General features: G+C 63.4%; 12 protein-coding genes. 2 read left to right on the top strand and 10 right to left on the bottom strand.

Annotated features, from left to right (window positions below; all coding sequences use genetic code 11):
• Positions 1–120: 120 nt before the first annotated feature.
• From panC to dksA, 9 genes are all read right to left on the bottom strand, one after another.
• On the bottom strand, positions 121–984 hold the full coding sequence (panC, locus tag N805_RS25990) for a pantoate--beta-alanine ligase (RefSeq protein ID WP_019470465.1): 864 nt from the start codon (positions 982–984) through the stop codon (positions 121–123).
• Complete coding sequence (gene panB, locus N805_RS25995; protein WP_019470466.1) at positions 981–1,781, bottom strand: 3-methyl-2-oxobutanoate hydroxymethyltransferase; 801 nt, start codon at positions 1,779–1,781, stop codon at positions 981–983. Before panB ends, panC begins: the two co-directional genes overlap by 4 nt.
• Positions 1,782–2,043: 262 nt before the next feature.
• Entirely contained in the window at positions 2,044–2,523 is a 480-nt protein-coding gene (gene folK, locus N805_RS26000; protein ID WP_019470467.1) for a 2-amino-4-hydroxy-6-hydroxymethyldihydropteridine diphosphokinase, read from the bottom strand.
• Positions 2,520–3,908, bottom strand: a complete 1,389-nt coding sequence (locus N805_RS26005) for a polynucleotide adenylyltransferase PcnB (protein ID WP_019470468.1) — start codon at positions 3,906–3,908, stop codon at positions 2,520–2,522. Before N805_RS26005 ends, folK begins: the two co-directional genes overlap by 4 nt.
• 981 nt (positions 3,909–4,889) lie before the next feature.
• Entirely contained in the window at positions 4,890–6,332 is a 1,443-nt protein-coding gene (locus N805_RS26010; protein ID WP_028614114.1) for a sigma-54-dependent transcriptional regulator, read from the bottom strand.
• A gap of 4 nt (positions 6,333–6,336) precedes the next feature.
• Entirely contained in the window at positions 6,337–9,312 is a 2,976-nt protein-coding gene (locus N805_RS26015; RefSeq protein WP_028614115.1) for a sensor histidine kinase, read from the bottom strand.
• On the bottom strand, positions 9,296–9,472 hold the full coding sequence (locus N805_RS30630) for a hypothetical protein (protein ID WP_003250005.1): 177 nt from the start codon (positions 9,470–9,472) through the stop codon (positions 9,296–9,298). Before N805_RS30630 ends, N805_RS26015 begins: the two co-directional genes overlap by 17 nt.
• Positions 9,473–9,716: 244 nt before the next feature.
• Positions 9,717–10,604 (bottom strand): tRNA glutamyl-Q(34) synthetase GluQRS, encoded by an 888-nt coding sequence (gene gluQRS, locus N805_RS26025; protein ID WP_019471242.1) that lies wholly within the window; start codon positions 10,602–10,604, stop codon positions 9,717–9,719.
• A gap of 62 nt (positions 10,605–10,666) precedes the next feature.
• Entirely contained in the window at positions 10,667–11,110 is a 444-nt protein-coding gene (dksA, locus tag N805_RS26030) for an RNA polymerase-binding protein DksA (RefSeq protein WP_016489149.1), read from the bottom strand.
• A 210-nt stretch (positions 11,111–11,320) separates the two neighbouring features.
• On the opposite strand from dksA, the gene N805_RS26035 reads away from it, so the two are divergent.
• Both N805_RS26035 and sfsA read left to right on the top strand, forming a co-directional pair.
• Entirely contained in the window at positions 11,321–12,493 is a 1,173-nt protein-coding gene (locus tag N805_RS26035; protein ID WP_019471243.1) for a pyridoxal phosphate-dependent aminotransferase, read from the top strand.
• A complete protein-coding gene (sfsA, locus tag N805_RS26040) occupies positions 12,493–13,206 on the top strand; it encodes a DNA/RNA nuclease SfsA (protein WP_019471244.1) in 714 nt (237 codons plus the stop codon). The genes N805_RS26035 and sfsA overlap by 1 nt, the downstream gene beginning before the upstream one ends.
• Here sfsA and N805_RS26045 read toward each other — a convergent pair.
• A complete protein-coding gene (locus tag N805_RS26045; RefSeq protein WP_019471245.1) occupies positions 13,196–13,513 on the bottom strand; it encodes a Rieske (2Fe-2S) protein in 318 nt (105 codons plus the stop codon). The genes sfsA and N805_RS26045 overlap by 11 nt on opposite strands.
• Positions 13,514–13,607: the final 94 nt, after the last annotated feature.

Here is a 13,607-nt window from a genome sequence, read left to right on the forward strand (position 1 = left end):
TTTGCGCCCCATTCGCGGGGCAAGCCCGCTCCCACACGGGATGTGAGTTTCCTGGGGATAGTGCAGAGCCTGTGGGAGCGGGCTTGTCCCGCGAATGGGCTGCATAGCAGCCCCAAGCCGTTATGCGGTCTTATCTTCCACATGCAGGTAAAGGTTGTCGATCAACCGCGTGTTACCCAGGTAAGCCGCCGCAATCACCACCAGGTCGCGGTCATCGATAACGGCCGGGCGCAGGCTCACGGCATGGCGCACTTCCAGATAATCCGTGCGCAACCCCGCCGCACTCAACTGCGCCTGCCCATCAGCGACCAACGCGGCAAAATCCCGTTGGCCACGGCCGATGGCCGCTGCAATGTGCTGCAACGTACGGTACAACACCGGCGCAGTGACACGCTGCTCCGGCGTGAGGTAGCCATTGCGCGACGACAGCGCCAAGCCATCTTCGGCACGCACTGTGGGCTCGCCAATGATCTGCACCGGCATGTTCAGGTCGCGCACCATGGCGCGGATCACCGCCAGTTGCTGGAAGTCCTTTTCACCGAACACCGCAAGGTCGGGCTGGACCATGTTGAACAGCTTGCTGACCACGGTGGCCACACCTTCGAAATGCCCCGGCCGGCTGGCGCCGCACAGGCCTTCGGAAAGGTGGGGCACGCTGACGCGGGTTTGCACGCCCATGCCGTCGGGGTACATCTCTTCCACAGTGGGCGCGAACAGCAGGTTGCAGCCGGCCTGCAGCAGGCGCTCCTGGTCTGCGGCCAGGGTGCGCGGGTACTTGTCGAGGTCTTCGTTGGCGCCGAACTGCAGCGGGTTGACGAAGATGCTGGCTACCACGAAATCGGCGCGCTGCGCAGCCTTGGTCACCAGGGCCGCGTGGCCGCTGTGCAGGTTGCCCATGGTCGGCACGAAGCCGATGCGCTTGCCTTCACCGCGAGCGCGGGCGACGGCGGCGCGCAACTCGCGGACGGTCTTGACTGTATTCATGCACTGAACCCGTGTTCGCTACCTGGGAAGCTGACTTGCTTGACCGCCTCGACGTAAGCGACGAGGGCGCTGTGGATATCGGGCTGGCCTTGCATGAAGTTCTTCACGAACTTCGGCACCCGGCCGGTCAGCGACAGGCCGAGCATGTCGTGCAGTACCAGCACCTGGCCATCGGTGGCGCTGCCGGCGCCTATGCCGATCACCGGAATGCCCACGGCATTGGTGATTTCTGCCGCCAGTTCGCTGGGCACGCATTCGAGCAGCAGCATGGCCGCACCGGCCTGTTCCAGGGCGATGGCGTCGGCGCGCATCTGCCGGGCCTGGGCTTCCTGGCGGCCTTGCACCTTGTAGCCGCCCAGCACGTTGACAGTCTGCGGCGTCAGCCCCATGTGCGCGCACACCGGCACGCCGCGCTCAGCCAGCAGACGGATGGTTTCGGCCAGCCACGCAGCGCCTTCGATCTTGACCATGTGGGCACCGGCTTGCATCAGCGTGGCGCTGTTGGCAAAGGCTTGCTCCGGGGTGGCGTGTGCCATGAAGGGCAGGTCGGCCAGGATCAGCGCGCCGTCATTGCCGCGTTTGACACTGGCGGTGTGGTAGGCCATGTCCGCCGTGGTCACCGGCAGGGTGCTGTCGTGGCCCTGCAGGACCATCCCCAGCGAGTCGCCCACCAGCAACACTTCAATGCCGGCCTGGCTGGCGGCCTTGGCGAAGGTCGCGTCGTAGCAGGTCAGCATGGTGATTTTTTCACCCTTGGCCTTGAGGCCATTGAGGGTGGTAAGGGTTACTTCAGGCATGTCGGAAAATCCTCGTTCAGGCGCTGTAAAAAACGACTGCATTCAACGCGTGTAGTCATCTTCCGGAGCGGCACATCATCGCGCGTGATGTTCGGGCACAGGTCCGTCCGGGCCTAAATACGGGTATGCGGCACTTTGGTGCCACACGGGACGCCTATAGTCGTGAGCGAGGTGGGGGAAGTCAATCACCCTGTTACCGCATTGTTACGATCAGGGTGTTACTGGCGTTACCGTGCCAGGGGGCAAGGCTGGAGCGCCCGGTTTACAGGCGCTCAAGGCCGACGAACGGGCAGTCGTCGAGCAATTGCGCAAGGGCGCGGCCATCTGCCAGGTGGAAATCGTCTGGCACCAGTTCGGCCAGTGGGTACAGCACGAAAGGCCGGGCATGCATGTGGTAATGCGGCACTTTCAGGCGTGGCTCGTCGAGTACCTGGTCACCGAACAGCAGGATGTCCAGGTCCAGCGTGCGCGGGCCCCAGCGTTCCTTGCGCACGCGGCCCTGGCCGTTCTCGATGGCTTGCAGCGCATCGAGCAGCGCCAGTGGCGGCAATGCGGTGTCCAGGGCGGCGACAGCGTTGGTGTAACGCGGTTGGCCGGGCAGCAGCGAATCGCTGGTGTACAGGGCCGAAGCCGCCACCAGGCGCGTGCCCTGCACCTGGTCAAGCGCCTGCAAGGCACTGCGCAGTTGTTCGGCAGGTGCGTCCAGGTTGCTGCCAAGGCCGACGTAGGCGCGAGTTTTCACTCGGACGCCTCGTCACCACCGCGCTTGCGTTTGCTGGCGCTGCGTTTGCGTTTGCGCGGGCCAGCACCGGTGCCTTCGTCACGGCTGCCCAGTTCGCGAATCATCTCGCGGCGCTCGCTGTCGTTGGCATCCTGGTAGTCGGTCCACCACTGGCCAAGATCGTCGGTATCTTCCCCGGCGCTTTCGCGCAGCAGCAAGAAGTCGTAACCGGCACGGAAGCGTGGGTTGTCCAGCAGCATGTCGGCGCGTTTGCCGCTGCGCCGTGGCAGGCGCTCCTGCATGTCCCAGATCTCGCGGATCGGCAGGGTGAAGCGCTTGGGGATGGCGATGCGCGCGCATTGCTCGGCGATCAGGTCGTGGGCCGCGCCGTTCATGGCCGGTATCGGCGGCACGCCCTGGTTCTGCAGGTGCAGCACACGGGCCGGCAGGGCTGGCCACAGCAGCGCGGCGAACAGGAACGCCGGGGTTACCGGTTTGCCCTGCTTTACGCGCAGGTCGGTGTTTTGCAAGGCCTGGCTGATCAGTGTGTGGGCGTAGGTCGGGCGCTCGTCCAGGGCGTGGGCACTGGCCGGGAACAACGGCTCGAACAGCTGCAGGTCGACCAGCATCTCGAAGGCGATGGCGCCTTGGCCGGAGAGGAACAGCTTGAGGCTTTCCTCGAACAGGCGTGCCGGTGGAATCTCGCGCAGCAGCGGGGCCAGTTCGCGGATCGGCTGGACCGTGTGCTTTTCGATACCGAAGTCCAGCTTGGCGGCGAAACGCACCGCGCGCAGCATGCGCACAGGGTCTTCCTGGTAGCGGTGGGTCGGGTCGCCGATCAGCCGCAGCAGGCGGTTGCGCACATCGTGCACACCGTTTGCGTAATCGAGAACGCGCTCGCTGACCGGGTCGTAGTACAGGGCATTGATGGTGAAGTCGCGACGTTGCGCGTCTTCTTCCAAGGTGCCGTACACGTTGTCACGCAGGATGCGGCCACTGGAATTGTGCGACGAACGGTGGCTGTCGCCCTGGTCGTCTTCCGAGTGGGGAGCACGGAAGGTAGCAACTTCGATGATCTCACGGCCGAAATGCACGTGAACCAGCTTGAAGCGGCGACCAATGATGCGCGCGTTACGGAACTCGGCACGGACCTGTTCGGGGGTGGCGCTGGTGGCGACGTCGAAGTCTTTCGGCGTGATGCCCAGCATCAGGTCGCGGACACAGCCACCGACCAGGTAAGCCTGGTAGCCGGCGCTTTGCAGGCGTTCCACGATGTTCACCGCGTGACGGCTGAACTGGTGGCGCTGCAGCGAGTGCTGGCTCTTGTTGATCACCTCAGGCGTGGTGCGCCTGTGGTGCGGGCCCGGTACGGGCGGGCGGAAAGACTGGAACAGCTTCTTCAGCATGGGATGCACTGTGTGAAGGAATGTTCGGCCAAGAATAGGAGAATGGCCGCATGATGGGCGGGGATTCTAGCATTTACTCGGGGAATGGTGTAGGCGGGTAGCAGGATGCCTGCCAGAAGGGTAGAAACGACAAGGGGAGCCTAAGCTCCCCAAGAAGTCGTTGCGTGCTCTTATTATTTTTTTGCTGGGCTTTTTGTTTTTGTTGAGTGCCCTGTCCACAAATCTCGAAGCTTGTGAACGACCCCCAATCCAGGGGTTAAGAGCAAACGGATTGCTTTGGCCGCTGATGTCACGTTGATCTGTCGATCCAACCAGTTCAGGCGCTGCTTTTTAGTGCAGTTTTTGTTGTTCTCTGCCTGGTCGTGGGGCAAGCCCCAAACACGCATCCTCTCCAAAAGAATCAGTTAGCTGCGCCTCCGCCGTCTTGTTTTTATTGTGCGTGAGCCGTTTCGTCTTGTTCTTATTTTAGGTTGCAGTGCTTGTTATTGTTTTTGTACTAAGCATATAGCAGGTGCCGTGCCAACTTTTGCAAACCCAGTAAAATCAAGGGGTTGAGCGGTTTTGGCAAAATTCTGCGGGCTGAAATCGGGGCGATTTCGTTACCGTACGCCTCGGGAACTGTTACGGCGGAAAGGTTGGGTAACAGATTTTTGTGGGAACTGATGTGTTACCTGGGGTGTTTCCGGGCCAGATGTGTTCGCCACACCCCGTTCAGCGCCTGTGAGATCGAGCGCCGCCCGCGCGGCGCATCGCCGGCAAGCCAGCTCCCACATTTGTTTCGGGCCAGTTATACCTGTGCCATTGGCGCGCGGCCCCCTTGGAGCTCGACGCGATATCGAAGGGGGACAAACAAGGGACCGTGCGCCAATGGCTCAGGATTGATTGGCCCGAAACAGATGTGGGAGCTGGCTTGCCGGCGATGCGCCGCGCGGGCGGCGCTCGATCTCCCAGGCGCCGCACTTGCTGCGGCGAACCCTGGAATTACTCGCTGGTAGCGTTGCTCTTGCGCCGTGGAATGCCCAGGCGCTGGCGGCGTTCCCACAGGCACTTGCGGCTGACGCCAAGCTTGCGTGCCAGTTCGGTCTCGGTCATGTGGTCCTGGTGCTCGAGCACGAAGTGCTGGAAGTAGTCTTCCAGTGACAGGTCCTCGGTCGGCTCATGGCTGGCATTGGCAGCACTGGCCACCACCAGGGCGCTGTTGAGGATTTCGTCCTCTTCCAGGTCGCTCAGCTCGATGTCGATGCCCAGCAGTTCGGCAGAAATTTCTGCGCTCTCGCTGAGGATCACCGCGCGCTCTACGGCGTTTTCCAGCTCCCGCACGTTACCCGGCCAGCTGTAATGACGAATGGCTTGCTCGGCTTCGGCCGAGAAGTGCAGGTCGTCGCGGCCGATACGCGCGCTCTGGCGCGCCAGGAAGGCACTGGCGATTTCGTTGACGTCGCTGCCGCGCTCGCGCAGGGCAGGCAGTTTCAGGGCGATCACGTGCAAGCGATAGTAAAGGTCTTCGCGGAACTGGCCGGCCTTGGCCAGGTTTTTGAGGTCGCGGTGGGTCGCGGCGATCAGGCGCACATCGACCTTTTGCGATTGCACCGAACCCACCCGGCGAATCTCGCCTTCCTGCAGCACGCGCAGCAGGCGGGCCTGGGCTTCCAGCGGCAGCTCGCCGATTTCGTCGAGGAACAGCGTGCCACCGTCGGCGGCTTCTACCAGGCCTGCACGCCCGGCGCTGGCGCCAGTGAACGCGCCCTTCTCGTGGCCGAACAGTTCGGACTCGATCAGTGTCTCGGGGATGGCTGCGCAGTTCACCGAGATCATCGGTGCCTTGGCTCGGCGCGACAAGTTGTGCAGGGCGCGGGCCACCAGCTCTTTACCGGTACCCGACTCGCCCTGGATCAGCACGTTGGAGTCGGTGGGCGCCACCTTGCGGATCTTGCTGTACATGTCCTGCATCGGCGGGCACGAGCCGATGATGCCGATTTCGCCATTGGCCGCAGCCGCGCTGCCTTTGTCGGCCGGGGCGGCCTTGCCATTGGCGGCGCGTGGTTCGGCCGCCGGGGCCGGGGCCGGGGCGTTCTGCCGGTCGCGCAGGATACGCGCCACGGCCTGCAGCATCTCGTCGTGGTCGAAAGGCTTGGCGATGTAGTCCACCGCGCCCATTTTCATCGAGTCCACTGCCGAGCGCAGGCTGGCGTAGCTGGTCATGATCAGCACCGGAGTGCCCTGGCCGAGCTTGATCAGCTCGGTGCCAGGTGCGCCTGGCAAGCGCAGGTCGCTGACGATCAGGTCGAAGGTGGCAATGCTGAAGCGTTCCTGGGCTTCCTGCACCGAGCCGGCTTCGCTGACCTGGTACTGGTTCCGCTCGAGCAGGCGACGCAAGGCCGAGCGGATGATGGTTTCGTCTTCGACGATCAGAATGTGCGGCATTGATTCAATTCTCTCGACGGTCTCGAATTTCAGGGGACGTCGCTACGACATGCCGGGGCAGGGTCACGCGGATCCGGGTGCCACGTTGCCGTTCGATATCGGCCGGGCTGTCGATGGTGATTTGCCCATAATGCTCTTCCACGATGGAATAGACCAGAGCGAGGCCTAGTCCGGTTCCCTCGCCCGGGTCTTTGGTGGTGAAGAAGGGTTCGAACAGGCGGTCCATGATGTTCTTCGGTATCCCGCTGCCCTCGTCTTCGACGATCAGGTCGACGGTGTGTTCGCTGACTTCGCTGCGCACGCGTACGGCGCTGCCGGGTGGCGAGGCGTCGCGGGCGTTGGAGAGCAGGTTGATCAACACCTGGGCCAGGCGCTGCGGGTCCCCTTCGGCCCAGTGGTCCGGGTCGCAGAGGTTGAAGAACTGTACTTCGAAATTGCGCCGGTTCAAGGCCAGCAGACCGATGGCGTCCTGCGCCACTTCGGCCAGGCACACTGGTTCTTCGCTGTTCTGGTGGCTGCCGCCGGCATGGGCAAAGCTCATCAGCGACTGGACGATGCGCGACACGCGCTTGGTCTGGTCGAGGATCTGGCTGGACAGCTCGATGATTTCGCCATCGCCTTCGCGTTCCTCCCGCAGGTTCTGCGCCAGGCAGGCGATGCCGGTAATCGGGTTGCCGATTTCGTGGGCCACGCCGGCGGCCAGGCGGCCGATGCTGGCCAGGCGCTCGGAGTGCACCAGCTTGTCTTCCAGTGCCTGGGTTTCGGTAAGGTCTTCCACCAGCAGCACAAGGCCGCTGTTACCGGGGGCCAACGGCTCGTCGATGGCGGCCTTGTGCAGGTTTAGCCAGCGCGGCTGCCCGTCCAGTGCCAGGCGCTGCTTGTGCAGGTGCTCGTCGGGCAGGTTGATGAAGCCTTGCAGCAGGCCGCGCCAAGGCTCGTCGATGGTGAGCAGACGCGAGCCGACCACGTGCTTGGCGGCGATGCCGGTGAGCTCTTCCATGGCCTTGTTCCACATCAGGATTTCCTGGTCCTTGGCCAGCGAGCAGACGCCCATGGGCAGCTCCTGCAGGGTCTGGCGGTGGTAACGGCGCAGGGCATCGAGCTCGGCCGCCAGGCCGGTCAGGCGCGAGTGATAGTCTTCCAGGCGGCTTTCGATGAAGTGGATGTCTTCGGTCACGTAGTTTTCGTTACCGGACTTGTACGGCAGGAAGGTCTCGACCATGTCCTGGGCCACGCTCGGCCCCATCAGGCCGGACAAGTTGGCCTCGATGCGGTCGCGCAGGCGGCGCAAGGCGTAGGGGCGGCGCTCGTCGAACGGCAGGTAGAGGTCACGCAGGGCCTGTTCCACTTCCTTTTGTGCGGCCTTGGCGCCCAGCGGCTTGGCCAGTTGGGTGGCAAACTCCTGCGGCGAGGCGGCGTGCAACTCGCGGCGCTGCGGGCGGCGGACGTTGTCCACGGCGCAGGCTTCTGCCGCGCTGACTTCTTCGTTGCTGGCGTTGGTGAACAGCGAAATCAAGGTAAACAGCAAAACGTTGGCCGCCAGCGAGGCAATGGCCGCCATGTGCCAGCTGGTATCGTCCAGCACATAGATCATGTCCAGCAGCGGGATGTAGAAGCCCTGCAGATTGCCCAGCAGCGGCAGCAGCATGGTCACCATCCACACCAGGGTGCCGGCCAGCAGCCCGGCGATGAAACCGCGGCGGTTGGCGGTGGGCCAGTACAGCACCGACAGCACGCCCGGCAGGAACTGCAGGGTGGCGACGAAGGCGACGATGCCCAGGTTGGCCAGGCTCTGGTGGTTGTTCTGGGTCAGGTAGAACATGAAGCCGGCGGTGATGATGGCGACGATCAGCGCGCGGCGGGTCCACTTCAGCCAACGGTAGATATTGCCTTCGGCCGGGGGCTGGTACAGCGGCAGCACCAGGTGGTTGAGGGCCATGCCCGACAGCGCCAGGGTGGTGACGATGATCAGGCCGCTGGCGGCCGACAAGCCGCCGATGTAGGCCAGCAGTGCCAGTGCTTCGTTGTTGGCGGCAATCCCCAGGCCCAGGGTGAAGTACTCGGGGTTGGTGCTTGCGCCCAGGCGCAGGCCAGCCCACAGCACCAGCGGCACCGCCAGGCTCATCAGCAGCAGGAACAGCGGCAGGCCCCAGCTGGCACTGACCAGCGAGCGCGGGTTGAGGTTTTCGGTAAAGGCCATGTGGTACATGTGCGGCATGACGATGGCCGAGGCGAAGAACACCAGCAGCAGGGTGCGCCATGGGCCCTCCTGCAGCGGGGTGTGCAGGGCGGCCAGGGCGGTCTGGTTTTGCAGCAGCCAGACTTCCAGCTCGTGCGGGCCGCCGAATACGCCGTACAGGGCGTAAAGCCCGATACCGCCCAGGGCCAGCAACTTGATCACCGACTCGAAGGCGATGGCGAACACCAGCCCTTCGTGTTTTTCACGCGTGGCAATGTGCCGCGAGCCGAAGAAGATGGTGAACAGGATGATCAGCGTACAGAAGGCGAAGGCTACCCTGGCCTTGACCGGCTCACCGGTGAGGATGCTGATCGAGTCGGCCACCGCCTGTATCTGCAGTGCCAGCAAGGGCAGCACGCCGATCAGCATGATGATGGTGGTGAGTGCCCCGGCCCAGGTGCTGCGAAAGCGGAACGCCAGCAGGTCGGCCAACGATGACAGCTGGTAGGTGCGGGTGATCTTGAGGATCGGGTAGAGCAACACAGGTGCCAGCAGGAACGCACCGGACACCCCCAGGTAGCAGGCGAGGAAGCCGTAGCCGTACTGGTAGGCCAGGCCCACCGAGCCATAAAAGGCCCAGGCACTGGCGTACACGCCCAGCGACAGGGTGTAGGTGAGCGGGTGGCGAATGATCGAACGCGGGATCAACCCGCGTTCACTGATCCAGGCCACGCCAAACAGCACCATGAGGTACCCGGCGCTGATCAGGATCATCTGGGTCAGGCTAAAGCTCATCGGCATCTCGTTGGCTCTGCAGGATGAAGGTGACGACGATCAGGATCAGCCAGAGCAGGTAAGGGCGGTACCAGGCTCCGGTCGGTTCGATCCACCAGTCCATGATGGCCGGGGAGAACAGGTAGATCCCCACGACCAGAAGCAGGACCAAACGATAGATGTACATGCTGGCCTCGATGGTTGGGCGCTGCGGGCTTGGACTTATTATTGGCGCAAATGGCTGGGTGGATGCTAGCGGGAATCCATTGCGTTAGCCAAGGGTTTGAAATTATTGGGCTTTTGTTTTTGAGGGTTGGTTTGCCTGTGCTGGCCCTTTCGCGGGTAAACCCGCTCCCACAGAACGGCACCGCCTTCGAAACCTGTGAAGAACCTGTGGGAGCGGGTTTACCCGCGAAAGGGCCGGGCCTGCCTCAGCGCAAATCAGCCTCTGGCACCGTGGTCCGCTGCGCAATCGCCTCCGGCCGCCACTGCTTGCGGGCTATCGCCAACACTTCAGCCGGCGTAGCCAGTAGCAGATCGGGGTCTGTTTCTTGCCCCAGCGCCCGCAATGCCCGCAACAGCAGCGGTGTAGCATGCTCCGCCTGCAGTGGCGGCGAACGGTACGATTTGCCCAGCTTGTGCCCATCCGGCTGCACGATCAGCGGAATATGCAGGTAGCGCGGCTGCGAAAAGCCCAGCAGTTCCTGCAGGTACAGCTGGCGTGGGGTGTTGTCGAGCAGGTCGGCGCCACGCACGATGTCGGTCACACGTTGCCAGGCATCGTCCAGCACCACCGCCAGCTGGTACGCATACAGCCCGTCGCGGCGCTGGATGACGAAGTCGCCCACCTCACGCCCCAGGTGCTGCTGGTACTCGCCCTGCACCCGGTCGGTAAAGCGGTAGATCAGCTCTGGCACGCGCAAGCGGATCGCCGCACCTTCCCGGGCATGGCCGGCGTTACGGCAAAGGCCTGGGTAGATGCCGTTGTAACCCTCCAGCTGCTTGCGCGAGCAGGTACAGGCGTAGGCCAGGCCCATGTTGAACAGGCGGTCGACTACCGCGGCATAAGCGTCGTGCCGCTGGCTCTGGCACACCACCTCGCCATCCCATTCCAGCCCGTAACGCTCCAGGGTTTGCAGGATGGCATCACGGGCACCGGGCATTTCCCGGGGTGGGTCGGTGTCTTCCATGCGCAGCAACCAGCGGCCGTTGACGGCGCGGGCGTCGAGCCAGGAGGCGAGGGCAGCGACCAGCGAGCCGAAGTGCAAAAAGCCGCTGGGGGTGGGGGCGAAGCGCCCGATGTAGCTGGAGTCGGTCATGTCAGGCTGGGCATATAAATGAAACGGGGCGCATCAAGCGCCCCGTTCAGGTGGAAGAAAGATCAGCCTTTGCCGACCGTTTTTTCCTTTTTCTCGGCAATTTCCTTGCAGTCGAAGCATAGGTCGGCGGTCGGACGGGCTTCCAGACGGCGCAGGCCGATCTCGATGCCGCAGGAATCACACCAGCCGTACTCTTCGTCCTGAATCTTCTGCAGGGTCTTGTCGATTTTCTTGATCAGCTTGCGCTCGCGGTCACGGTTGCGCAGCTCAAGAGCAAATTCTTCTTCCTGGCTGGCACGGTCGGCCGGGTCCGGGAAGTTCGCAGCTTCATCCTTCATGTGGTCTACGGTGCGATCCACACTGTGCATGAGCTCGCCTTTCCAGGCATTGAGAAGCTTGGTGAAGTGCTTCTTCATGGGCTCACCCATGTACTCTTCGCCCTTGGTCTCTTTATAGGGCTCGACACCGTACATGGTTCCGGTTTTTTGCTTTTCTACGGTGGACATGAATAGACCGCCTCTCACTCATCTGATCCAATGCGCAGGATGCTCCATCCCCGGCGACCGCCGGCCCTGCGACTGCGAGCCGCCGAACTTACCAGATAGATCGGGGGTGCGCTACCCCGCCCGATCCTGCTTATTGACATCGGCGCGAGCCGTACGTTCGTTGGCGTGCAGAGGTAGAATCTCCAGTTTAGACGCAATTGAGAGAAGGTCATGGCCCACCCCTACAGTGCGCGCAGCCGCGCCATCGAACCCTTCCATGTCATGGCGCTGCTGGCCCGGGCCAACGAGCTGCAGGCGGCCGGGCACGACGTGATCCACCTGGAAATCGGCGAGCCGGACTTCACCACGGCCGCACCGATCGTCGCCGCCGGCCAGGCCGCGCTGGCTGCCGGGCACACCCGCTACACCGCCGCACGCGGCCTGCCGGCGCTGCGTGAAGCGATTGCCGGCTTTTATGGCCAACGTTATGGCCTGAATATCGACCCAGAGCGCATCCTGATTACCCCGGGTGGCTCTGGCGCACTGCTGCTGGCCAGCAGCCTGTTGGTCGACCCGGGCAAGCATTGGCTGCTGGCCGACCCGGGTTACCCGTGCAATCGCCACTTCCTGCGTCTGGTCGAGGGTGGGGCGCAGCTGGTACCGGTGGGCCCGGAGGTGAATTACCAGCTGACCGCCGACCTGGTCGAGCGTTACTGGGACAAGGACACCGTCGGTGCACTGGTCGCGTCGCCGGCTAACCCGACCGGTACCGTGCTGGGGCGCGAAGCGTTGGCCAGCCTTGCCAAGGCCACCCATGAGCGACACGGCCACCTGGTGGTGGACGAGATCTATCATGGCCTCACTTATGGCATGGACGCGCCAAGCGTGCTGGAAGTCGACGACTCGGCGTTCGTCCTGAATAGTTTTTCCAAGTATTACGGCATGACCGGTTGGCGCCTTGGCTGGCTGGTAGCCCCACCCGGCGCGGTGGCCGACCTGGAGAAGCTGGCGCAGAACCTGTACATCAGTGCACCGAGCATGGCCCAGCATGCTGCGCTGGCATGCTTCCAGCCCGAGAGCCTGGCCATCTTCGAGGAGCGCCGCGCCGAGTTCGCCCGCCGCCGCGACTATCTGTTGCCCGCCCTGCGCGAATTGGGCTTCCGCATTGCCGTCGAGCCGCAGGGGGCGTTTTACCTGTATGCCGATATCAGCGCCTTTGGCGGTGATGCGTTTGCCTTCTGCCGGCACTTTCTGGAAACCGAGCACGTGGCGTTTACGCCGGGCCTGGATTTCGGCCGCCACCTGGCCGGGCACCATGTGCGCTTTGCCTACACCCAGAGCCTGCCGCGCCTGGAAGAGGCGGTGCAGCGCATTGCCCGTGGCCTGCGGAGCTGGCAAGGCTGATGCAGTTCTATCCTCCACTCGAACAGGGCCGCCTGCTGCGCCGTTACAAACGCTTTCTGGCGGACATCGAACTGGCCAGCGGTGAACAACTGACCATTCACTGCCCGAACACCGGCTCCATGCTCAACTGCATGCGTGAAGGCGGGCAGGTGTGGTTCAGCCGCTCCAACGACCCCAAGCGCAAGCTGCCAGGCACCTGGGAGATCAGCGAAACCCCGCAGGGGCGGCTGGCCTGTGTGAATACCGGGCGGGCCAATGCGTTGGTCGAAGAGGCATTGCGGGCCGGCACCATCGCCGAACTGGCCGGGTTCACCGCGCTCAAGCGCGAAGTGCCGTACGGTGAGGAAAGCAGCCGCATTGACTTTCGCCTGGAGTTCGACGGTGCCCCCGCTTACGTCGAGGTCAAGAGCGTGACCTTGGGCTACCCCGACAGCACAGTTGCAGCTTTCCCCGATGCGGTGACACAGCGCGGTGCCAAGCACCTGCGCGAGCTGGCGAAGTTGGCGCGCCAGGGCGTGCGTGCGGTGCAGTTGTATTGCGTGAACCTGACGGGCATCGATGCCGTACGCCCCGCTGAGGAAATCGACGCAGCCTATGCCCAGGCCCTGCGTGCGGCGGCGGCGGACGGCGTGGAGGTGCTGGCCTACGGCACCCGCCTGGACGCCGAAGGCATTGTTGTTGATCGCCGCCTGCCGGTGCTGCTTACGCCGTGAGCCAGATGCCTTGGCTGTCTTCGTGACAGCCAAGGGCCAGCAGTTGCTCACCCTCGCAGGGCCCGGCTACGCACTCGCCGCTTTCAATCAAAAACAGCGCGCCATGGTGAGCGCAGTGGATGAGGCTGGCGCTGTCATCGAGAAATGCATCTTGCGCCCAGTGCAGCGGTATGCCGCGGTGTGGGCAACGGTTGCGGTAGAGGTAAACCTGGCCCTGGCGGCGCACGCCGAACAGTTCGAGGCCGTCTACGCTGAAGGCGCGGCTTTGGCCTTCGGCCAGGGCGTGGGAGATACAGAGCAAGTGCATGGCAAGGACGACTCATGAAACAGATGATGACTTGACGCGTCAATGCGAATAATTATCAAATTGCCCGCATTCGCTGCGCCTGCCTACCTATGGT

Source organism: Pseudomonas putida S13.1.2 (assembly GCF_000498395.2).
GTDB classification, from domain to species: Bacteria; Pseudomonadota; Gammaproteobacteria; order Pseudomonadales; family Pseudomonadaceae; genus Aquipseudomonas; species Aquipseudomonas putida_Q.

Bases quoted from the DNA above. Each gene is read 5' to 3' on its own strand.
- dksA (WP_016489149.1), bottom strand. From the start codon at position 11,110: ATGTCCACCGTAGAAAAGCAAAAAACCGGAACCATGTACGGTGTCGAG.
- N805_RS26045 (WP_019471245.1), bottom strand. From the start codon at position 13,513: ATGCACTTGCTCTGTATCTCCCACGCCCTGGCCGAAGGCCAAAGCCGC.
- panC (WP_019470465.1), bottom strand. From the start codon at position 984: ATGAATACAGTCAAGACCGTCCGCGAGTTGCGCGCCGCCGTCGCCCGC.
- N805_RS30630 (WP_003250005.1), bottom strand. From the start codon at position 9,472: ATGTACATCTATCGTTTGGTCCTGCTTCTGGTCGTGGGGATCTACCTG.
- N805_RS26005 (WP_019470468.1), bottom strand. From the start codon at position 3,908: ATGCTGAAGAAGCTGTTCCAGTCTTTCCGCCCGCCCGTACCGGGCCCG.
- N805_RS26015 (WP_028614115.1), bottom strand. From the start codon at position 9,312: ATGCCGATGAGCTTTAGCCTGACCCAGATGATCCTGATCAGCGCCGGG.
- panB (WP_019470466.1), bottom strand. From the start codon at position 1,781: ATGCCTGAAGTAACCCTTACCACCCTCAATGGCCTCAAGGCCAAGGGT.
- gluQRS (WP_019471242.1), bottom strand. From the start codon at position 10,604: ATGACCGACTCCAGCTACATCGGGCGCTTCGCCCCCACCCCCAGCGGC.
- sfsA (WP_019471244.1), top strand. From the start codon at position 12,493: ATGCAGTTCTATCCTCCACTCGAACAGGGCCGCCTGCTGCGCCGTTAC.
- N805_RS26010 (WP_028614114.1), bottom strand. From the start codon at position 6,332: ATGCCGCACATTCTGATCGTCGAAGACGAAACCATCATCCGCTCGGCC.
- N805_RS26035 (WP_019471243.1), top strand. From the start codon at position 11,321: ATGGCCCACCCCTACAGTGCGCGCAGCCGCGCCATCGAACCCTTCCAT.